We start from the raw sequence: 26,433 nt of genomic DNA, 5'->3' as shown, positions 1-26,433 counted from the left end.
TTTACGTGTAAACCTTTATTTATAAGCAAATTACAATTAAAAAAGAACATTGTCGATTAGAATTTGTAGCTCATTATTCGTAATTCGTAATTGGTTATTTAGTATTTGTCATTTATTCTCTTCTTTATATCTCGCTATGATTTTTTCATGACTTTTAATAACTTTTTTAGACCAATCTAATCTTTTTTCTAGTTTCTCCTCTTCGGATAACCGCCAGTCAATATCTGAATTTCTGAGTAAAGAGGTAATATGCTGTAAAATAATAGCTGCAGAAACAGAAATATTAAGACTTTCTGTAAATCCAACCATTGGGATATGTAATTTTGTATCCGCCGCGCCCAGCACAGTATCACTTAATCCTTGCAGCTCTTGACCAAAGAAAAACGCTGAAGGTTTACTGATATCAAAATCCTTTAGCTCTACCGAATTATCATGTGGTGTAGTCGCTACTATCTGATATCCTTTATTTTTCAGAGAAGTAATACATTCTTTGGTGGTTGTATATCTATTAATATCAACCCATTTCTGAGCTCCCATAGCTATTTCTCGATCAATACGCTTCGCATTAATTTCTTCTATTACATGTACATTCTGAATACCAAAAATATCACAACTTCTTATGACTGCGCTAGTATTATGTAATTGATACACATCTTCTACCGCCACCGTAAAGTAATTGGTACGCTGCTCAATTACTTTTTTATACAAACCCTGTCTTCTTGGAGTGAGAAAAGATTCTAAATACTCTAATAGTTTATGATCTATCATAGACTGCTAAAATAGGAAACATTGGTTATTTAGAAAGGAAAAAAGTGATTTTGATACTATTAAGAATATGAAGTTTCTCTAGCAAGCAAACTTATAAATAACAAAAACATTTATAATAAATAATCTCTCGAAAAAATATACAATGAAATCTCTTATAATAAGGAAGACCTCTCTTTCGTTACCCATACGATTAGAGAGGTCTATACCAAAATAAGATCGAAAATTATTGTAAGAATTTGTTGCTTAACGTTTTTATTCCCATCGTCATATAAAAATAAAAAACACTTTCATTTCCGAAATTAAATCAGCTCCTATTAACAAATCATATTCTATTATTATTACTTCATTTTTCTATGATATTTTCTTTAGTATCCTAATAAACTTATTGACCATATAAAGTTTTATTACACATTATTCTAACAAAATAAACTCACTTCTTCTATTTTTTTGATGTTCTTGTTCATTACAGTTTACATCATTTTTACATTGATTCACTAAGGAAGATTCTCCATAACCTCTTCCTGAGAGCCTGGACTTATCAATCCCTCCTTTTCCCACAATATAGTTGATTGTACTTCTTGCACGGCGTTCACTCAAAGCCAAATTATAATCATCTGGGGCACGACTATCTGTATGAGAACGAACATCAATTTTTATCGTTGGATATTCTTTCATCGCAGCTATTATCTTTTGTAATTCTATTTCTGCATCTGGTCTTATAAAAGACTTATCTAAATCAAAGTAAATAATTTGAAGACCTAATACTTTTGCTAAATCATCTCCAGGAAGTACCTCTTTATTATTAAGACCTCCTTTAGATAATTGTAACGGTACTTTGTGGGTATATTCTAAGGCTGTATTGGTCAACAACATTTCTTCTGAAGGGTTATACCCATCTTTAAGCGCTCTAATAATATAGGATTTCTCACATTTTACTTCAAAAGAATAGACTCCATTATCATCACTTATCGTTTTATTGATTTCGTTACCATCACCATCCAATAAGATTACATCGGAATTGGCTAATATCTCACCCGTAGAATCCTCTGTTACTACTCCAGAAACATATTGCCTACAGGAAGTTATTAATTCATCTATTTGTTTAAAACTATAAATATCATCATTTCCTTTACCTCCTTGTCTATTACTAGAAAAATAACCTATTTTAGTTTCTTCATTTAATACAAAACTAAAATCATCTTCCGAACTATTTACAGGTCTTCCTATATTGTATGGTATAGAAAAAGCACCTTCTTCTGGAACTGTTACGAATATATCTAATCCACCTAGCCCAACGTGTCCATCACTCGCAAAATAAAGTCTTCCGGAATCACTTATATATGGAAAAGTTTCTCTTCCCTCTGTATTTATTTTATCTCCAAGATTGATAGGATCACCAAAATTACCATCCGGAAACACTTCTACTTTATACAAATCCGACAACCCTCTAGTACCAGGCATATCACTAGCAAAATATAAATATTTACCATCTGCGGTTAATGCTGGATGAGCCACGGAATACTCTTCACTATTAAATGGCAACTCTTCTATATCAACCCACTTACTACCTTCTAACCTTGCTCGATATAACTTTAAAAGAATAGTTCCATTAGCATCTGATTTAAGTTTCTTTTTTGTAAAATTATTTCTTGTAAAATACACTATTTGCCCATCAGAACTAAAAGAAGTGGAGGATTCGTGAAACTTAGTATTTATCTTACCTTTTATTTTTTTAACTGGTCCTAATACATTTTTATCAGTTTCGATATCAGACTTATAAAGGTCTAAAAAAGGCATTTCATTCCATTCGTGAATAACTTTTGACATAGAACTACGGTTTCCTCTTGAAGAAGCAAAAACAAGATTTCCAAGATTATCAAAACTAGGCGCATAATCTGAAAAGGTAGAATTAATACTTATTTTTTTCAGTGTAAACTTACCAGATTGCATTTCAATAAACCTAAGATAGTCACGAGTACTTACGAAATACACCGCTCGTTGATCCGTATTGGTTATGTTATAAAACGTTTCCATAATCTTATCAGCTTCGTCATACTTTTTGATACTTTTTAAACTTTGTGAATATCTAAACAGGTATTCTGTATCTAAATCATCGGGATACTCATTTATCAATTTCTCATACCATACGACAGATTTTTCCAGTTGTCCATTAAAGTAATAAGAATCTCCAAGCTTTTTTAATAAGTCAGCAGAAGTATATCCTTTTTCTGCTACATCCAAATAAATTTTACGAGCATCTACAAACGCATATCTATTAAAGTTTTCATCCGCTCTCAAGAGTCTTTTTTCTTGTGCAATCAAAACACACGAAAACATAAAAATTAAAAATGTAGAAATAATATATTTCATAAAGTTCATAATCATTTTTCTAAAAGAATCTAGGTGTTAGCATTCTATTATATTTTCTAAATAGTTCAAAACGTAACATAACTTCATAACTACCATCATTAAATTGTGTTCTCCCTAATTCTGTAGTCTCTTTGTCATAAGCAAAACCAATCATTAAAGAGTCTGACACCTGGAACCCAGCCATCGCGCTAAATGCAGCACTCCATCTATATCCAACTCCCAACGTTAATTTATCATACAATAAGAAATTAGCAGAAACATCTACCTGTAGCGGAGCTCCAAATACTAATTTACTTAGTACAGCTGGTTTAAATTTTACAGTATCACTAAGATCAAAAACATGTCCTGCTATTAAATAATAATTGACCCGTTCTTCTGCTATAAATGATGAATTACCATTATCATCTATCTCTGCTCCTTCATCAAAATGGTCTGTTTCTAATAAATTTGGGGCACTCAACCCTACATAAAATTTATCTGTATGATAATAAAACCCAACACCTACATTGGGACTAAATTTATTATCGATATTTCCATTACCAAAAAGAGGATCCCCTGTTTCAAACTGTGACAATCGATCAAAATCTACATTCAATAAATGTCCACCTGCTTTTAATCCAAAACTTAATTTTCCAGTATCCGAAGTAGGAATTGTATAAGAAAAATCAATATCAAAATATGTTTCATCAGTGGGTCCGATTTCATCATTTACAATTGATAATCCTAATCCAACTCGATTATTATCTCCTATGGGTGTATTTAGAGTTAACGTTTGAGTACGTGGAGCTCCGTCAAGCCCTACCCATTGACTTCGGTGTAAGCCCATTATACTCATAACTCCTCGACTACCTGCGTAAGCAGGATTTACACTAATTGTGTTATACATATACTGAGTATACTGAGCGTCTTGCTGAGCCCAACTACTTTGTTGTAGGACGAAACCTAAAAGAACCATAACAATTAGTATATATTTTTTTCTCATTAACTTTTATTTAAAAAATTCAAGTATAATCTTACAGGTTTTCACTGTAAATTTCTGTTATAAATATTGTTTACATATTGATATATAGAAAACCAGCCTTATTCATTGTTCGTCCTGTATCTGTGACATATTCCAATACATAATAATATGTCCCTACAGGTAATTTATTATTCTGTGAAATTGTAACTCTTCCATTACTTATTCCCTTAAACAATTCTACGCCTGGCTGTTCATAACCATCTTCTTCAAATACCTGAACTCCCCATCTGTTATAGATTCTCAATGTATTATTTGGAAAGTTTCTTAGCCCTATAATCCTGAAATCATCGTTAATTCCATCACCATTAGGAGTAATTCCAGTATATATTGTAATTGGATCATCAGAAAGGATTTCAATTACTGTTTCATCTTCTGCATCACCATCATTATCTAGATCTACATCTGTTGTGTCTGTAGGATCATCAGAAAGATCAATAACATCATCTCCATTCGGATCTTGACCAGTCACTGTAGCTTGATTTAATACCTCTCCTAAAAGAACATCCTCTGCTGTTAATACATACGTTGCAGTAAATGTTGTCATATCTATCTCACCAGCTGCTAAGTCTATTGGACCGCCTGTTACAACAATACCTGTTAATGGATCGGTAAGAACAATATTGGTTATATCAACATTCCCCGTATTCTCTACTGTAAATGTATATTGAATCTCATCACCTACATTAGGCAGGTCATCTCCATTAACATCTACGTAAATACCTGTCTTAGTTAAAGCTAAATTAGGTAGCTGTTCTATATCTGTAATTGTCTCATCATTTGTAGGATCATTGTCTCCATTATCATCCACAGTTTCATCTCCATTATCAGATACATCTATCACAATATCTCCATTCGGATCTTCACCCATTACCGTCGCACTATTTATAACTTCTCCGTTATTAATATCCGCTTGAGATATTGCATATTCTGCTGTTGCTAGACCTTGCTCTCCTGGAGCCAAAGTAGATGGTGTTACAGCCAAACTAATACTTCCTGTTAACATATCGTCTATCACAATGTTACTTACCACTACATTTCCGGTATTTGTTACTGTAAACGTATATGTGATAATATCACCAACATTAGATCCGCTAGTTATCCCTGTTTTAACTAATGTTAATTCAGGAACTGGTATAGTATAGTTTGTCTCATCATCCTCTACTGGTGTATCAGCATCTGGAGTGTTATCTGGCGTACTATCTGGGTCAACATTATCACTTGCTGTAATCTCAGCAAAATTAGTATAGTTACCCGTATCGGTTATTACCGCCGTATAGGTCAACACTAATGGAGTTGTTATTATTACATCTAAACTACTCCAACTAATAACACCTCCACTAAGAGTTCCCCCATTACTAATACTACCAATTGTAGTATATCCATCAGGAATAATATCTCCAACACCAACACCTGTAGCATCATTTGGACCATCATTACTAATTGTAATACTAAAAGTTACTGTATCTCCAACACTAATCACCGTGTTGGTATCTGCATCTATCGTCAATACTGCGCTTTTAGCTAAACTCAAATCACTGGTCTGACCTACCGTAGGCGTATTCGTGTTCTGATCATCTTCTGATTCTATATCATTCCCAGGCGTACTGTCTGGATCATTATTGGGACTCGTAGCAACCTGAGCCGTATTACCATAATCACCACTCGCATTCACCGTAGCGGTAATCTCTAAACTAACACTTGATCCATTAGCAATCGCTGGTAAGGTCCAAACGCCTGTACCACTTACATACGCACCGGATCCATTGTCAGATACATAGGTATATCCACTCGGTAACTGATCTATTACGGTAGCCCCTAATGGTAAATCATTAGGACCGTCATTAGTAACTGTCAAGGTGAAAACAACATCCTCTCCTACATTTGGAGTGCTATTATCAACTCCCTTAACCAAACTCAAATCACTGGTCTGACCTACCGTAGGCGTATTCGTGTTCTGATCATCTTCTGATTCTATATCATTCCCAGGCGTACTGTCTGGATCATTATTGGGACTCGTAGCAACCTGAGCCGTATTACCATAATCACCACTCGCATTTACCGTAGCGGTAATCTCTAAACTAACACTTGATCCATTAGCAATCGCTGGTAAGGTCCAAACGCCTGTACCACTTACATACGCACCGGATCCATTGTCAGATACATAGGTATATCCACTCGGTAACTGATCTATTACGGTAGCCCCTAATGGTAAATCATTAGGACCGTCATTAGTAACTGTCAAGGTGAAAACAACATTCTCTCCTACATTTGGAGTGCTATTATCAACTCCCTTAACCAAACTCAAATCACTGGTCTGACCTACCGTAGGCGTATTCGTGTTCTGATCATCTTCTGATTCTATATCATTCCCAGGCGTACTGTCTGGATCATTATTGGGACTCGTAGCAACCTGAGCCGTATTACCATAATCACCACTCGCATTCACCGTAGCGGTAATCTCTAAACTAACACTTGATCCATTAGCAATCGCTGGTAAGGTCCAAACGCCTGTACCACTTACATACGCACCGGATCCATTGTCAGATACATAGGTATATCCACTCGGTAACTGATCTATTACGGTAGCCCCTAATGGTAAATCATTAGGACCGTCATTAGTAACTGTCAAGGTGAAAACAACATTCTCTCCTACATTTGGAGTGCTATTATCAACTCCCTTAACCAAACTCAAATCACTGGTCTGACCTACCGTAGGCGTATTCGTGTTCTGATCATCTTCTGATTCTATATCATTCCCAGGCGTACTGTCTGGATCATTATTGGGACTCGTAGCAACCTGAGCCGTATTACCATAATCACCACTCGCATTTACCGTAGCGGTAATCTCTAAACTAACACTTGATCCATTAGCAATCGCTGGTAAGGTCCAAACGCCTGTACCACTTACATACGCACCGGATCCATTGTCAGATACATAGGTATATCCACTTGGTAACTGATCTATTACGGTAGCACCTAATGGTAAATCATTAGGACCGTCATTAGTAACTGTCAAGGTGAAAACAACATCCTCTCCTACATTTGGAGTGCTATTATCAACTCCCTTAACCAAACTCAAATCACTGGTCTGACCTACCGTAGGCGTATTCGTGTTCTGATCATCTTCTGATTCTATATCATTCCCAGGCGTACTGTCTGGATCATTATTGGGACTCGTAGCAACCTGAGCCGTATTACCATAATCACCACTCGCATTCACCGTAGCGGTAATCTCTAAACTAACACTTGATCCATTAGCAATCGCTGGTAAGGTCCAAACGCCTGTACCACTTACATACGCACCGGATCCATTGTCAGATACATAGGTATATCCACTCGGTAACTGATCTATTACGGTAGCCCCTAATGGTAAATCATTAGGACCGTCATTAGTAACTGTCAAGGTGAAAACAACATCCTCTCCTACATTTGGAGTGCTATTATCAACTCCCTTAACCAAACTCAAATCACTGGTCTGACCTACCGTAGGCGTATTCGTGTTCTGATCATCTTCTGATTCTATATCATTCCCAGGCGTACTGTCTGGATCATTATTGGGACTCGTAGCAACCTGAGCCGTATTACCATAATCACCACTCGCATTCACCGTAGCGGTAATCTCTAAACTAACACTTGATCCATTAGCAATCGCTGGTAAGGTCCAAACGCCTGTACCACTTACATACGCACCGGATCCATTGTCAGATACATAGGTATATCCACTTGGTAACTGATCTATTACGGTAGCACCTAATGGTAAATCATTAGGACCGTCATTAGTAACTGTCAAGGTGAAAACAACATCCTCTCCTACATTTGGAGTGCTATTATCAACTCCCTTAACCAAACTCAAATCACTGGTCTGACCTACCGTAGGCGTATTCGTGTTCTGATCATCTTCTGATTCTATATCATTCCCAGGCGTACTGTCTGGATCATTATTGGGACTCGTAGCAACCTGAGCCGTATTACCATAATCACCACTCGCATTCACCGTAGCGGTAATCTCTAAACTAACACTTGATCCATTAGCAATCGCTGGTAAGGTCCAAACGCCTGTACCACTTACATACGCACCGGATCCATTGTCAGATACATAGGTATATCCACTCGGTAACTGATCTATTACGGTAGCCCCTAATGGTAAATCATTAGGACCGTCATTAGTAACTGTCAAGGTGAAAACAACATTCTCTCCTACATTTGGAGTGCTATTATCAACTCCCTTAACCAAACTCAAATCACTGGTCTGACCTACCGTAGGCGTATTCGTGTTCTGATCATCTTCTGATTCTATATCATTCCCAGGCGTACTGTCTGGATCATTATTGGGACTCGTAGCAACCTGAGCCGTATTACCATAATCACCACTCGCATTCACCGTAGCGGTAATCTCTAAACTAACACTTGATCCATTAGCAATCGCTGGTAAGGTCCAAACGCCTGTACCACTTACATACGCACCGGATCCATTGTCAGATACATAGGTATATCCACTTGGTAACTGATCTATTACGGTAGCACCTAATGGTAAATCATTAGGACCGTCATTAGTAACTGTCAAGGTGAAAACAACATTCTCTCCTACATTTGGAGTGCTATTATCAACTCCCTTAACCAAACTCAAATCACTGGTCTGACCTACCGTAGGCGTATTCGTGTTCTGATCATCTTCTGATTCTATATCATTCCCAGGCGTACTGTCTGGATCATTATTGGGACTCGTAGCAACCTGAGCCGTATTACCATAATCACCACTCGCATTCACCGTAGCGGTAATCTCTAAACTAACACTTGATCCATTAGCAATCGCTGGTAAGGTCCAAACGCCTGTACCACTTACATACGCACCGGATCCATTGTCAGATACATAGGTATATCCACTCGGTAACTGATCTATTACGGTAGCCCCTAATGGTAAATCATTAGGACCGTCATTAGTAACTGTCAAGGTGAAAACAACATTCTCTCCTACATTTGGAGTGCTATTATCAACTCCCTTAACCAAACTCAAATCACTGGTCTGACCTACCGTAGGCGTATTCGTGTTCTGATCATCTTCTGATTCTATATCATTCCCAGGCGTACTGTCTGGATCATTATTGGGACTCGTAGCAACCTGAGCCGTATTACCATAATCACCACTCGCATTTACCGTAGCGGTAATCTCTAAACTAACACTTGATCCATTAGCAATCGCTGGTAAGGTCCAAACGCCTGTACCACTTACATACGCACCGGATCCATTGTCAGATACATAGGTATATCCACTCGGTAACTGATCTATTACGGTAGCCCCTAATGGTAAATCATTAGGGCCGTCATTAGTAACTGTCAAGGTGAAAACAACATCCTCTCCTACATTTGGAGTGCTATTATCAACTCCCTTAACCAAACTCAAATCACTGGTCTGACCTACCGTAGGCGTATTCGTGTTCTGATCATCTTCTGATTCTATATCATTCCCAGGCGTACTGTCTGGATCATTATTGGGACTCGTAGCAACCTGAGCCGTATTACCATAATCACCACTCGCATTTACCGTAGCGGTAATCTCTAAACTAACACTTGATCCATTAGCAATCGCTGGTAAGGTCCAAACGCCTGTACCACTTACATACGCACCGGATCCATTGTCAGATACATAGGTATATCCACTTGGTAACTGATCTATTACGGTAGCACCTAATGGTAAATCATTAGGACCGTCATTAGTAACTGTCAAGGTGAAAACAACATCCTCTCCTACATTTGGAGTGCTATTATCAACTCCCTTAACCAAACTCAAATCACTGGTCTGACCTACCGTAGGCGTATTCGTGTTCTGATCATCTTCTGATTCTATATCATTCCCAGGCGTACTGTCTGGATCATTATTGGGACTCGTAGCAACCTGAGCCGTATTACCATAATCACCACTCGCATTCACCGTAGCGGTAATCTCTAAACTAACACTTGATCCATTAGCAATCGCTGGTAAGGTCCAAACGCCTGTACCACTTACATACGCACCGGATCCATTGTCAGATACATAGGTATATCCACTTGGTAACTGATCTATTACGGTAGCACCTAATGGTAAATCATTAGGACCGTCATTAGTAACTGTCAAGGTGAAAACAACATTCTCTCCTACATTTGGAGTGCTATTATCAACTCCCTTAACCAAACTCAAATCACTGGTCTGACCTACCGTAGGCGTATTCGTGTTCTGATCATCTTCTGATTCTATATCATTCCCAGGCGTACTGTCTGGATCATTATTGGGACTCGTAGCAACCTGAGCCGTATTACCATAATCACCACTCGCATTCACCGTAGCGGTAATCTCTAAACTAACACTTGATCCATTAGCAATCGCTGGTAAGGTCCAAACGCCTGTACCACTTACATACGCACCGGAACCATTGTCAGATACATAGGTATATCCACTCGGTAACTGATCTATTACGGTAGCACCTAATGGTAAATCATTAGGACCGTCATTAGTAACTGTCAAGGTGAAAACAACATTCTCTCCTACATTTGGAGTGCTATTATCAACTCCCTTAACCAAACTCAAATCACTGGTCTGACCTACCGTAGGCGTATTCGTGTTCTGATCATCTTCTGATTCTATATCATTCCCAGGCGTACTGTCTGGATCATTATTGGGACTCGTAGCAACCTGAGCCGTATTACCATAATCACCACTCGCATTCACCGTAGCGGTAATCTCTAAACTAACACTTGATCCATTAGCAATCGCTGGTAAGGTCCAAACGCCTGTACCACTTACATACGCACCGGATCCATTGTCAAATACATAGGTATATCCACTCGGTAACTGATCTATTACGGTAGCACCTAATGGTAAATCATTAGGACCGTCATTAGTAACTGTCAAGGTGAAAACAACATCCTCTCCTACATTTGGAGTGCTATTATCAACTCCCTTAACCAAACTCAAATCACTGGTCTGACCTACCGTAGGCGTATTCGTGTTCTGATCATCTTCTGATTCTATATCATTCCCAGGCGTACTGTCTGGATCATTATTGGGACTCGTAGCAACCTGAGCCGTATTACCATAATCACCACTCGCATTCACCGTAGCGGTAATCTCTAAACTAACACTTGATCCATTAGCAATCGCTGGTAAGGTCCAAACGCCTGTACCACTTACATACGCACCGGATCCATTGTCAGATACATAGGTATATCCACTCGGTAACTGATCTATTACGGTAGCCCCTAATGGTAAATCATTAGGACCGTCATTAGTAACTGTCAAGGTGAAAACAACATCCTCTCCTACATTTGGAGTGCTATTATCAACTCCCTTAACCAAACTCAAATCACTGGTCTGACCTACCGTAGGCGTATTCGTGTTCTGATCATCTTCTGATTCTATATCATTCCCAGGCGTACTGTCTGGATCATTATTGGGACTCGTAGCAACCTGAGCCGTATTACCATAATCACCACTCGCATTTACCGTAGCGGTAATCTCTAAACTAACACTTGATCCATTAGCAATCGCTGGTAAGGTCCAAACGCCTGTACCACTTACATACGCACCGGATCCATTGTCAGATACATAGGTATATCCACTCGGTAACTGATCTATTACGGTAGCCCCTAATGGTAAATCATTAGGACCGTCATTAGTAACTGTCAAGGTGAAAACAACATTCTCTCCTACATTTGGAGTGCTATTATCAACTCCCTTAACCAAACTCAAATCACTGGTCTGACCTACCGTAGGCGTATTCGTGTTCTGATCATCTTCTGATTCTATATCATTCCCAGGCGTACTGTCTGGATCATTATTGGGACTCGTAGCAACCTGAGCCGTATTACCATAATCACCACTCGCATTCACCGTAGCGGTAATCTCTAAACTAACACTTGATCCATTAGCAATCGCTGGTAAGGTCCAAACGCCTGTACCACTTACATACGCACCGGATCCATTGTCAGATACATAGGTATATCCACTTGGTAACTGATCTATTACGGTAGCACCTAATGGTAAATCATTAGGACCGTCATTAGTAACTGTCAAGGTGAAAACAACATCCTCTCCTACATTTGGAGTGCTATTATCAACTCCCTTAACCAAACTCAAATCACTGGTCTGACCTACCGTAGGCGTATTCGTGTTCTGATCATCTTCTGATTCTATATCATTCCCAGGCGTACTGTCTGGATCATTATTGGGACTCGTAGCAACCTGAGCCGTATTACCATAATCACCACTCGCATTCACCGTAGCGGTAATCTCTAAACTAACACTTGATCCATTAGCAATCGCTGGTAAGGTCCAAACGCCTGTACCACTTACATACGCACCGGATCCATTGTCAGATACATAGGTATATCCACTCGGTAACTGATCTATTACGGTAGCCCCTAATGGTAAATCATTAGGACCGTCATTAGTAACTGTCAAGGTGAAAACAACATCCTCTCCTACATTTGGAGTGCTATTATCAACTCCCTTAACCAAACTCAAATCACTGGTCTGACCTACCGTAGGCGTATTCGTGTTCTGATCATCTTCTGATTCTATATCATTCCCAGGCGTACTGTCTGGATCATTATTGGGACTCGTAGCAACCTGAGCCGTATTACCATAATCACCACTCGCATTCACCGTAGCGGTAATCTCTAAACTAACACTTGATCCATTAGCAATCGCTGGTAAGGTCCAAACGCCTGTACCACTTACATACGCACCGGATCCATTGTCAGATACATAGGTATATCCACTTGGTAACTGATCTATTACGGTAGCACCTAATGGTAAATCATTAGGACCGTCATTAGTAACTGTCAAGGTGAAAACAACATCCTCTCCTACATTTGGAGTGCTATTATCAACTCCCTTAACCAAACTCAAATCACTGGTCTGACCTACCGTAGGCGTATTCGTGTTCTGATCATCTTCTGATTCTATATCATTCCCAGGCGTACTGTCTGGATCATTATTGGGACTCGTAGCAACCTGAGCCGTATTACCATAATCACCACTCGCATTCACCGTAGCGGTAATCTCTAAACTAACACTTGATCCATTAGCAATCGCTGGTAAGGTCCAAACGCCTGTACCACTTACATACGCACCGGAACCATTGTCAGATACATAGGTATATCCACTCGGTAACTGATCTATTACGGTAGCCCCTAATGGTAAATCATTAGGACCGTCATTAGTAACTGTCAAGGTGAAAACAACATCCTCTCCTACATTTGGAGTGCTATTATCAACTCCCTTAACCAAACTCAAATCACTGGTCTGACCTACCGTAGGCGTATTCGTGTTCTGATCATCTTCTGATTCTATATCATTCCCAGGCGTACTGTCTGGATCATTATTGGGACTCGTAGCAACCTGAGCCGTATTACCATAATCACCACTCGCATTCACCGTAGCGGTAATCTCTAAACTAACACTTGATCCATTAGCAATCGCTGGTAAGGTCCAAACGCCTGTACCACTTACATACGCACCGGATCCATTGTCAGATACATAGGTATATCCACTTGGTAACTGATCTATTACGGTAGCCCCTAATGGTAAATCATTAGGACCGTCATTAGTAACTGTCAAGGTGAAAACAACATTCTCTCCTACATTTGGAGTGCTATTATCAACTCCCTTAACCAAACTCAAATCACTGGTCTGACCTACCGTAGGCGTATTCGTGTTCTGATCATCTTCTGATTCTATATCATTCCCAGGCGTACTGTCTGGATCATTATTGGGACTCGTAGCAACCTGAGCCGTATTACCATAATCACCACTCGCATTTACCGTAGCGGTAATCTCTAAACTAACACTTGATCCATTAGCAATCGCTGGTAAGGTCCAAACGCCTGTACCACTTACATACGCACCGGAACCATTGTCAGATACATAGGTATATCCACTCGGTAACTGATCTATTACGGTAGCCCCTAATGGTAAATCATTAGGACCGTCATTAGTAACTGTCAAGGTGAAAACAACATTCTCTCCTACATTTGGAGTGCTATTATCAACTCCCTTAACCAAACTCAAATCACTGGTCTGACCTACCGTAGGCGTATTCGTGTTCTGATCATCTTCTGATTCTATATCATTCCCAGGCGTACTGTCTGGATCATTATTGGGACTCGTAGCAACCTGAGCCGTATTACCATAATCACCACTCGCATTCACCGTAGCGGTAATCTCTAAACTAACACTTGATCCATTAGCAATCGCTGGTAAGGTCCAAACGCCTGTACCACTTACATACGCACCGGATCCATTGTCAGATACATAGGTATATCCACTTGGTAACTGATCTATTACGGTAGCACCTAATGGTAAATCATTAGGACCGTCATTAGTAACTGTCAAGGTGAAAACAACATCCTCTCCTACATTTGGAGTGCTATTATCAACTCCCTTAACCAAACTCAAATCACTGGTCTGACCTACCGTAGGCGTATTCGTGTTCTGATCATCTTCTGATTCTATATCATTCCCAGGCGTACTGTCTGGATCATTATTGGGACTCGTAGCAACCTGAGCCGTATTACCATAATCACCACTCGCATTCACCGTAGCGGTAATCTCTAAACTAACACTTGATCCATTAGCAATCGCTGGTAAGGTCCAAACGCCTGTACCACTTACATACGCACCGGAACCATTGTCAGATACATAGGTATATCCACTCGGTAACTGATCTATTACGGTAGCCCCTAATGGTAAATCATTAGGACCGTCATTAGTAACTGTCAAGGTGAAAACAACATCCTCTCCTACATTTGGAGTGCTATTATCAACTCCCTTAACCAAACTCAAATCACTGGTCTGACCTACCGTAGGCGTATTCGTGTTCTGATCATCTTCTGATTCTATATCATTCCCAGGCGTACTGTCTGGATCATTATTGGGACTCGTAGCAACCTGAGCCGTATTACCATAATCACCACTCGCATTCACCGTAGCGGTAATCTCTAAACTAACACTTGATCCATTAGCAATCGCTGGTAAGGTCCAAACGCCTGTACCACTTACATACGCACCGGATCCATTGTCAGATACATAGGTATATCCACTTGGTAACTGATCTATTACGGTAGCACCTAATGGTAAATCATTAGGACCGTCATTAGTAACTGTCAAGGTGAAAACAACATCCTCTCCTACATTTGGAGTGCTATTATCAACTCCCTTAACCAAACTCAAATCACTGGTCTGACCTACCGTAGGCGTATTCGTGTTCTGATCATCTTCTGATTCTATATCATTCCCAGGCGTACTGTCTGGATCATTATTGGGACTCGTAGCAACCTGAGCCGTATTACCATAATCACCACTCGCATTCACCGTAGCGGTAATCTCTAAACTAACACTTGATCCATTAGCAATCGCTGGTAAGGTCCAAACGCCTGTACCACTTACATACGCACCGGATCCATTGTCAGATACATAGGTATATCCACTCGGTAACTGATCTATTACAGTAGCCCCTAATGGTAAATCATTAGGACCGTCATTAGTAACTGTCAAGGTGAAAACAACATTCTCTCCTACATTTGGAGTGCTATTATCAACTCCCTTAACCAAACTCAAATCACTGGTCTGACCTACCGTAGGCGTATTCGTGTTCTGATCATCTTCTGATTCTATATCATTCCCAGGCGTACTGTCTGGATCATTATTGGGACTCGTAGCAACCTGAGCCGTATTACCATAATCACCACTCGCATTTACCGTAGCGGTAATCTCTAAACTAACACTTGATCCATTAGCAATCGCTGGTAAGGTCCAAACGCCTGTACCACTTACATACGCACCGGAACCATTGTCAGATACATAGGTATATCCACTCGGTAACTGATCTATTACGGTAGCCCCTAATGGTAAATCATTAGGACCGTCATTAGTAACTGTCAAGGTGAAAACAACATTCTCTCCTACATTTGGAGTGCTATTATCAACTCCCTTAACCAAACTCAAATCACTGGTCTGACCTACCGTAGGCGTATTCGTGTTCTGATCATCTTCTGATTCTATATCATTCCCAGGCGTACTGTCTGGATCATTATTGGGACTCGTAGCAACCTGAGCCGTATTACCATAATCACCACTCGCATTTACCGTAGCGGTAATCTCTAAACTAACACTTGATCCATTAGCAATCGCTGGTAAGGTCCAAACGCCTGTACCACTTACATACGCACCGGAACCATTGTCAGATACATAGGTATATCCACTCGGTAACTGATCTATTACGGTAGCCCCTAATGGTAAATCATTAGGACCGTCATTAGTAACTGTCAAGGTGAAAACAACATTCTCTCCTACATTTGGAGTGCTATTATCAACTCCCTTAACCAAACTCAAATCACTGGTCTGACCTACCGTAGGCGTATTCGTGTTCTGATCATCTTCTGATTCTATATCATTCCCAGGCGTACTGTCTGGATCATTATTGGGACTCGTAGCAACCTGAGCCGTATTACCATAATCACCACTCGCATTCACCGTAGCGGTAATCTCTAAACTAACACTTGATCCATTAGCAATCGCTGGTAAGGTCCAAACGCCTGTACCACTTACATACGCACCGGAACCATTGTCAGATACATAGGTATATCCACTCGGTAACTGATCTATTACGGTAGCCCCTAATGGTAAATCATTAGGACCGTCATTAGTAACTGTCAAGGTGAAAACAACATCCTCTCCTACATTTGGAGTGCTATTATCAACTCCCTTAACCAAACTCAAATCACTGGTCTGACCTACCGTAGGCGTATTCGTGTTCTGATCATCTTCTGATTCTATATCATTCCCAGGCGTACTGTCTGGATCATTATTGGGACTCGTAGCAACCTGAGCCGTATTACCATAATCACCACTCGCATTCACCGTAGCGGTAATCTCTAAACTAACACTTGATCCATTAGCAATCGCTGGTAAGGTCCAAACGCCTGTACCACTTACATACGCACCGGATCCATTGTCAGATACATAGGTATATCCACTTGGTAACTGATCTATTACGGTAGCCCCTAATGGTAAATCATTAGGACCGTCATTAGTAACTGTCAAGGTGAAAACAACATTCTCTCCTACATTTGGAGTGCTATTATCAACTCCCTTAACCAAACTCAAATCACTGGTCTGACCTACCGTAGGCGTATTCGTGTTCTGATCATCTTCTGATTCTATATCATTCCCAGGCGTACTGTCTGGATCATTATTGGGACTCGTAGCAACCTGAGCCGTATTACCATAATCACCACTCGCATTTACCGTAGCGGTAATCTCTAAACTAACACTTGATCCATTAGCAATCGCTGGTAAGGTCCAAACGCCTGTACCACTTACATACGCACCGGAACCATTGTCAGATACATAGGTATATCCACTCGGTAACTGATCTATTACGGTAGCCCCTAATGGTAAATCATTAGGACCGTCATTAGTAACTGTCAAGGTGAAAACAACATTCTCTCCTACATTTGGAGTGCTATTATCAACTCCCTTAACCAAACTCAAATCACTGGTCTGACCTACCGTAGGCGTATTCGTGTTCTGATCATCTTCTGATTCTATATCATTCCCAGGCGTACTGTCTGGATCATTATTGGGACTCGTAGCAACCTGAGCCGTATTACCATAATCACCACTCGCATTCACCGTAGCGGTAATCTCTAAACTAACACTTGATCCATTAGCAATCGCTGGTAAGGTCCAAACGCCTGTACCACTTACATACGCACCGGATCCATTGTCAGATACATAGGTATATCCACTTGGTAACTGATCTATTACGGTAGCACCTAATGGTAAATCATTAGGACCGTCATTAGTAACTGTCAAGGTGAAAACAACATCCTCTCCTACATTTGGAGTGCTATTATCAACTCCCTTAACCAAACTCAAATCACTGGTCTGACCTACCGTAGGCGTATTCGTGTTCTGATCATCTTCTGATTCTATATCATTCCCAGGCGTACTGTCTGGATCATTATTGGGACTCGTAGCAACCTGAGCCGTATTACCATAATCACCACTCGCATTCACCGTAGCGGTAATCTCTAAACTAACACTTGATCCATTAGCAATCGCTGGTAAGGTCCAAACGCCTGTACCACTTACATACGCACCGGAACCATTGTCAGATACATAGGTATATCCACTCGGTAACTGATCTATTACGGTAGCCCCTAATGGTAAATCATTAGGACCGTCATTAGTAACTGTCAAGGTGAAAACAACATCCTCTCCTACATTTGGAGTGCTATTATCAACTCCCTTAACCAAACTCAAATCACTGGTCTGACCTACCGTAGGCGTATTCGTGTTCTGATCATCTTCTGATTCTATATCATTCCCAGGCGTACTGTCTGGATCATTATTGGGACTCGTAGCAACCTGAGCCGTATTACCATAATCACCACTCGCATTCACCGTAGCGGTAATCTCTAAACTAACACTTGATCCATTAGCAATCGCTGGTAAGGTCCAAACGCCTGTACCACTTACATACGCACCGGATCCATTGTCAGATACATAGGTATATCCACTTGGTAACTGATCTATTACGGTAGCACCTAATGGTAAATCATTAGGACCGTCATTAGTAACTGTCAAGGTGAAAACAACATCCTCTCCTACATTTGGAGTGCTATTATCAACTCCCTTAACCAAACTCAAATCACTGGTCTGACCTACCGTAGGCGTATTCGTGTTCTGATCATCTTCTGATTCTATATCATTCCCAGGCGTACTGTCTGGATCATTATTGGGACTCGTAGCAACCTGAGCCGTATTACCATAATCACCACTCGCATTCACCGTAGCGGTAATCTCTAAACTAACACTTGATCCATTAGCAATCGCTGGTAAGGTCCAAACGCCTGTACCACTTACATACGCACCGGATCCATTGTCAGATACATAGGTATATCCACTCGGTAACTGATCTATTACAGTAGCCCCTAATGGTAAATCATTAGGACCGTCATTAGTAACTGTCAAGGTGAAAACAACATTCTCTCCTACATTTGGAGTGCTATTATCAACTCCCTTAACCAAACTCAAATCACTGGTCTGACCTACCGTAGGCGTATTCGTGTTCTGATCATCTTCTGATTCTATATCATTCCCAGGCGTACTGTCTGGATCATTATTGGGACTCGTAGCAACCTGAGCCGTATTACCATAATCACCACTCGCATTTACCGTAGCGGTAATCTCTAAACTAACACTTGATCCATTAGCAATCGCTGGTAAGGTCCAAACGCCTGTACCACTTACATACGCACCGGAACCATTGTCAGATACATAGGTATATCCACTCGGTAACTGATCTATTACGGTAGCCCCTAATGGTAAATCATTAGGACCGTCATTAGTAACTGTCAAGGTGAAAACAACATTCTCTCCTACATTTGGAGTGCTATTATCAACTCCCTTAACCAAACTCAAATCACTGGTCTGACCTACCGTAGGCGTATTCGTGTTCTGATCATCTTCTGATTCTATATCATTCCCAGGCGTACTGTCTGGATCATTATTGGGACTCGTAGCAACCTGAGCCGTATTACCATAATCACCACTCGCATTTACCGTAGCGGTAATCTCTAAACTAACACTTGATCCATTAGCAATCGCTGGTAAGGTCCAAACGCCTGTACCACTTACATACGCACCGGAACCATTGTCAGATACATAGGTATATCCACTCGGTAACTGATCTATTACGGTAGCCCCTAATGGTAAATCATTAGGACCGTCATTAGTAACTGTCAAGGTGAAAACAACATTCTCTCCTACATTTGGAGTGCTATTATCAACTCCCTTAACCAAACTCAAATCACTGGTCTGACCTACCGTAGGCGTATTCGTGTTCTGATCATCTTCTGATTCTATATCATTCCCAGGCGTACTGTCTGGATCATTATTGGGACTCGTAGCAACCTGAGCCGTATTACCATAATCACCACTCGCATTCACCGTAGCGGTAATCTCTAAACTAACACTTGATCCATTAGCAATCGCTGGTAAGGTCCAAACGCCTGTACCACTTACATACGCACCGGATCCATTGTCAGATACATAGGTATATCCACTTGGTAACTGATCTATTACGGTAGCACCTAATGGTAAATCATTAGGACCGTCATTAGTAACTGTCAAGGTGAAAACAACATCCTCTCCTACATTTGGAGTGCTATTATCAACTCCCTTAACCAAACTCAAATCACTGGTCTGACCTACCGTAGGCGTATTCGTGTTCTGATCATCTTCTGATTCTATATCATTCCCAGGCGTACTGTCTGGATCATTATTGGGACTCGTAGCAACCTGAGCCGTATTACCATAATCACCACTCGCATTCACCGTAGCGGTAATCTCTAAACTAACACTTGATCCATTAGCAATCGCTGGTAAGGTCCAAACGCCTGTACCACTTACATACGCACCGGATCCATTGTCAGATCCATAGGTGTATCCACTCGGTAACTGATCTATTACGGTAGCACCTAATGGTAAATCATTAGGACCGTCATTAGTAACTGTCAAGGTGAAAACAACATTCTCTCCTACATTTGGAGTGCTATTATCAACTCCCTTAACCAAACTCAAATCACTGGTCTGACCTACCGTAGGCGTATTCGTGTTCTGATCATCTTCTGATTCTATATCATTCCCAGGCGTACTGTCTGGATCATTATTGGGACTCGTAGCAACCTGAGCCGTATTACCATAATCACCACTCGCATTTACCGTAGCGGTAATCTCTAAACTAACACTTGATCCATTAGCAATCGCTGGTAAGGTCCAAACGCCTGTACCACTTACATACGCACCGGAACCATTGTCAGATACATAGGTATATCCACTCGGTAACTGATCTATTACGGTAGCCCCTAATGGTAAATCATTAGGACCGTCATTAGTAACTGTCAAGGTGAAAACAACATTCTCTCCTACATTTGGAGTGCTATTATCAACTCCCTTAACCAAACTCAAATCACTGGTCTGACCTACCGTAGGCGTATTCGTGTTCTGATCATCTTCTGATTCTATATCATTCCCAGGCGTACTGTCTGGATCATTATTGGGACTCGTAGCAACCTGAGCCGTATTACCATAATCACCACTCGCATTCACCGTAGCGGTAATCTCTAAACTAACACTTGATCCATTAGCAATCGCTGGTAAGGTCCAAACGCCTGTACCACTTACATACGCACCGGATCCATTGTCAGATACATAGGTATATCCACTTGGTAACTGATCTATTACGGTAGCACCTAATGGTAAATCATTAGGACCGTCATTAGTAACTGTCAAGGTGAAAACAACATCCTCTCCTACATTTGGAGTGCTATTATCAACTCCCTTAACCAAACTCAAATCACTGGTCTGACCTACCGTAGGCGTATTCGTGTTCTGATCATCTTCTGATTCTATATCATTCCCAGGCGTACTGTCTGGATCATTATTGGGACTCGTAGCAACCTGAGCCGTATTACCATAATCACCACTCGCATTCACCGTAGCGGTAATCTCTAAACTAACACTTGATCCATTAGCAATCGCTGGTAAGGTCCAAACGCCTGTACCACTTACATACGCACCGGATCCATTGTCAGATACATAGGTATATCCACTTGGTAACTGATCTATTACGGTAGCACCTAATGGTAAATCATTAGGACCGTCATTAGTAACTGTCAAGGTGAAAACAACATCCTCTCCTACATTTGGAGTGCTATTATCAACTCCCTTAACCAAACTCAAATCACTGGTCTGACCTACCGTAGGCGTATTCGTGTTCTGATCATCTTCTGATTCTATATCATTCCCAGGCGTACTGTCTGGATCATTATTGGGACTCGTAGCAACCTGAGCCGTATTACCATAATCACCACTCGCATTCACCGTAGCGGTAATCTCTAAACTAACACTTGATCCATTAGCAATCGCTGGTAAGGTCCAAACGCCTGTACCACTTACATACGCACCGGATCCATTGTCAGATACATAGGTATATCCACTTGGTAACTGATCTATTACGGTAGCACCTAATGGTAAATCATTAGGACCGTCATTAGTAACTGTCAAGGTGAAAACAACATCCTCTCCTACATTTGGAGTGCTATTATCAACTCCCTTAACCAAACTCAAATCACTGGTCTGACCTACCGTAGGCGTATTCGTGTTCTGATCATCTTCTGATTCTATATCATTCCCAGGCGTACTGTCTGGATCATTATTGGGACTCGTAGCAACCTGAGCCGTATTACCATAATCACCACTCGCATTCACCGTAGCGGTAATCTCTAAACTAACACTTGATCCATTAGCAATCGCTGGTAAGGTCCAAACGCCTGTACCACTTACATACGCACCGGAACCATTGTCAGATACATAGGTATATCCACTCGGTAACTGATCTATTACGGTAGCCCCTAATGGTAAATCATTAGGACCGTCATTAGTAACTGTCAAGGTGAAAACAACATCCTCTCCTACATTTGGAGTGCTATTATCAACTCCCTTAACCAAACTCAAATCACTGGTCTGACCTACCGTAGGCGTATTCGTGTTCTGATCATCTTCTGATTCTATATCATTCCCAGGCGTACTGTCTGGATCATTATTGGGACTCGTAGCAACCTGAGCCGTATTACCATAATCACCACTCGCATTTACTGTGGCAGTAATCTCTAAACTAACACTTGATCCATTAGCAATCGCTGGTAAGGTCCAAACGCCTGTACCACTTACATACGCACCGGATCCATTGTCAGATACATAAGTATACCCACTTGGTAACTGATCTATTACGGTAGCACCTAATGGTAAATCATTAGGACCGTCATTAGTAACTGTCAAGGTGAAAACAACATCCTCTCCTACATTTGGAGTGCTATTATCAACTCCCTTAACCAAACTCAAATCACTGGTCGGATTTACCGTTAAAGAAGCATTATTTTGTTCATTAATACATACATTAGCAGGATGTGTAACGATCACGTTATACGTATTCCCATCTAGAGCTGTTGTTGGATTTGTGATTGTTAGGGTAGCTCCATTGAATCCACTATATACACCACCATCCGTAGTTCCATTAATATTTACTCCGTTTCTTTGCCATTGGTACACAATAGCTCCTGATACATCCGTAGCGGGAGGTACTGTATAATTTGGAGTGCCACTAGAGAATGTAGTAGTTGATTGAGCGGTAGCAACAACACTAAAAGTAGCAGTCTCTCCTGCATTTACGGTTTCGTTTGCAGGTGGAGTACCCACTGTTAATTGCGTAGCTACATATTCATTTCCTGTAATTCCATCATAACCTCCAGTACCACCGGTTACCAATCCATTTCCATCAAAACCGGTACCGTCTAATACTCCATCTACAGGAGTTGTATCCGTACCACCGGATTCTACCACGTCATCACAACCATCATTATCACTATCCAAGTCCTGTCCATTAGGATCTCCATCTCCATCTATATCAATATTACAGGATGGAGTTAGTAACAAATTAAACTGAAAACTACCAACAAAACCCAAATTGGTATATCTGATTTCTAATTGATCCCCTGATGTGACTGGAAAACTAAACGAATCATTTGGGGTACTCGTAGCTCCACAACAAAAAGCAGCAAAAACTTGTCTTGTTCCATTAATAAAAAGTTCAAATACATCATCAACACTAAATCCAGTACTACCAAAAGTTAATACCCCATCTATATCAGCTTCACGTTTAAATATTGTTTGATAATAAGGTTGAAAACCTACATCATCAATATTTGTACCTACATAACTAGGAGGTACTAAACCTGTACTCGTATTTGTATCAAAAACACCTGATGAAGTTTCTGCATAAGATCCTGACTCCGTAAAATTTAGAGAATTACCACCTACATAAGCCTCCCCAACAAAAGTGGGAGTACCTGGTGAACCATTTAATGTGCTGTTTTGGTTACTATTTCCAAATGTAGAACCTGTAATTGCAAAATGCCCACTATAATATTCAGTGTCCCAATACCCTACTCCAAAACTACCGTCTTCTACTCCATCTGGACTTCCTATAAGTACAGTACTTACATAACATTCATTTTCATCTAGTATACCGTCATTATCATCATCTAAATCAGTCCAATCCGGTTCTCCATCCATATCAGTATCTACAGCAGACCCATTAATCGTTATTATAAGATTAGCATCATCAATACTAAGAAGTGCATCTCGTAATTCATAAGGAATCGTGTCTGTAAGAGTTTGGCCTACCAATAAATTAGCCACGGCGGGGTTTGTGGTATCTACTGTATAGGTATATGTACCATCTGGATTAACAGTAATAAAACCATAGGTAGTTGCTACTGTGGTTGCACCAACAACAGGAATACCATTTATAGTTATCACCGTTACCCCATTATCTCCTTGCCAAAAAATGTCCGAAACACCTGCTATTTGTGCACTTGGATCGGCTGCAGTTGCATCCGGACCGTAATTGTATGACAACACTAATTGATCAATCGGTCCATCAAACGCTACATTAATATTACCTGTGGCATCTGATGGCACAGCATTTCCTACACCATAAAATGTATCACTACCTGTTTCCACTATACCCCCTGTTCTAGTAAACTGATAAGAAACAGGGGAACCTGACAAACTACCCTGAATTGTCATTTGATCTTGCCAAAAGCTTCCTTGTGAATAATCAATATCTGTTACTAAAAAACCAAGATTAAAGACTTGTTCCGAAAAGCCAATAATGATCTCGGTATCAGCAACGGGTTGAGATGGCGGATCTATACTAAATAACAAATATCCAGTATGTCCTCCATTTGTACCAGTATTCAATGAAATTAAGTTATTTGCATCTCCTATGCCATCTGGGTCCAGTTCTGTAAAACTTAACATTATGCCATCTACCGTTCTTGACAAACCATCTACGGCTTGACCGTTCATAAATTCATTCTCCCAAATTAACCTAGACAAAGGTCGATCTAATAAATCTTGACCTACTCCAGCACCATCACCATCAATTACGTTTCCAGTTGCTGTATTGTTAATATTAACGGTTACACTGTTAACATCATCAATAGCTAACGGAGGGTCATCAACTCCGTTAATAGTAATAGTGAGTATTCCATAATCGAACATTCCATCATCATCTTCTACCGTATATGATATGATGTCATCTAATGAAGTCCCGTTAATTAACCCTAGCACGGCTTCATCGTTATTATCAACCGTGTACGTATATGAACCATTCGAATTGATTGTGATTTCTCCATAAAGAGTTTGGTAAGTTGTTCCTACTGCAGCAGGAAACACATCAACTTCTGTAACCGTTAGAGCAGGAGTACCAGACGGTGGTGTATCATTACCTAATAAATTACCCGTAATATCAATAGTCGAATCAGCTGAAATTGAATTAGAATCGTCTGCAGCATATGTCTGTGTTGGGAATCGAACTATATTAATCCTAGTTTGCGACATTGATGACCCACCAGTAGTATCATTAACAGTGAAATCTATAAACCTAGAGCCAACTGAATAAGGATCTTGAAAATTTCTATAGAAGATTCCCAAAATAAAATCTTCGAAAACATCATTTGGTATTGGATTATTAGAAGTTTCTGAAATCGTAAAATTAGTTCCGACTTGCGATAATTGAATAACTATTGCACCTCCATTAAAACTATATGTAGCAGAATTTGTACCTCCTAAGGTGAAAAAATTAATTCCTCCCCCATCTGCGAAAAGAAAAATTTGTTCATTAGCATCTACATTGCCAGTAACAGTAAAAGTTCCTCCAGACACAAAACCATTATCCGAGGTAAGACTAACTCCTCTCCCTACTGTATATCCAAAACCTGGATCAGGAACCTGATTAAACTCAAAATCGGTACCTACGACCAAATTATCTAGATCAAGAACAGGAGGATCCAAAGGAGATCTTGAAAAAGAACTCTTTCTACTTATTATTTTGCCAAAATCATTATTTTGTTCTACTACATAATAGTTATTAGTAAATGTATCAACCGAACCATTATGATAATTTGGACCGTTATACACTTCAACTCTATCTTGAGCTTTTAGAAGCAATGGATTCATTAAGAAAACGCAACCAACAATTACCAAAATGTTATTTAACTTATAGTAAGAATTTTTGTCTGTAGTTCCATTGACTAATTTTTGAAAAAAAAATGATACTTGCTTGTAAATCTTTTGCATACTTGCAATTTTATTGAGTTTGTTTGAA

At 40.2% G+C, this 26,433-nt stretch carries 4 protein-coding genes; all 4 read right to left on the bottom strand.

Annotated features, from left to right (window positions below; translation table 11 throughout):
* Positions 1-108: 108 nt before the first annotated feature.
* The 4 genes from D1818_RS23580 to D1818_RS23565 all read right to left on the bottom strand — a co-directional run bounded on the left by D1818_RS23580 (position 109) and on the right by D1818_RS23565 (position 26,405).
* The gene (locus D1818_RS23580) at positions 109-768 is read right to left on the bottom strand and encodes an RNA methyltransferase (protein WP_118462495.1); all 660 of its coding nucleotides are present in this window, start codon (positions 766-768) and stop codon (positions 109-111) included.
* A 411-nt stretch (positions 769-1,179) separates the two neighbouring features.
* Complete coding sequence (locus tag D1818_RS23575) at positions 1,180-3,138, bottom strand: OmpA family protein (RefSeq protein ID WP_118462493.1); 1,959 nt, start codon at positions 3,136-3,138, stop codon at positions 1,180-1,182.
* Between the two features lie 19 nt (positions 3,139-3,157).
* Complete coding sequence (locus D1818_RS23570; protein WP_118462491.1) at positions 3,158-4,120, bottom strand: type IX secretion system membrane protein PorP/SprF; 963 nt, start codon at positions 4,118-4,120, stop codon at positions 3,158-3,160.
* A 70-nt stretch (positions 4,121-4,190) separates the two neighbouring features.
* The gene (locus tag D1818_RS23565) at positions 4,191-26,405 is read right to left on the bottom strand and encodes a gliding motility-associated C-terminal domain-containing protein (protein ID WP_118462489.1); all 22,215 of its coding nucleotides are present in this window, start codon (positions 26,403-26,405) and stop codon (positions 4,191-4,193) included.
* Between the last annotated feature and the right edge of the window lie 28 nt (positions 26,406-26,433).

The organism is Aquimarina sp. BL5 (genome assembly GCF_003443675.1).
Classification (GTDB): Bacteria; Bacteroidota; Bacteroidia; order Flavobacteriales; family Flavobacteriaceae; genus Aquimarina.
The sequence above is the reverse complement of the archived record's forward strand: the minus strand, read 5'-3'. Positions and strand labels throughout refer to the sequence as shown.

Coding starts and splice junctions, on each gene's coding strand:
- D1818_RS23570 (WP_118462491.1), bottom strand. CDS start 4,120: ATGAGAAAAAAATATATACTAATTGTTATGGTTCTTTTAGGTTTCGTC.
- D1818_RS23575 (WP_118462493.1), bottom strand. CDS start 3,138: ATGAAATATATTATTTCTACATTTTTAATTTTTATGTTTTCGTGTGTT.
- D1818_RS23580 (WP_118462495.1), bottom strand. CDS start 768: ATGATAGATCATAAACTATTAGAGTATTTAGAATCTTTTCTCACTCCA.
- D1818_RS23565 (WP_118462489.1), bottom strand. CDS start 26,405: ATGCAAAAGATTTACAAGCAAGTATCATTTTTTTTTCAAAAATTAGTC.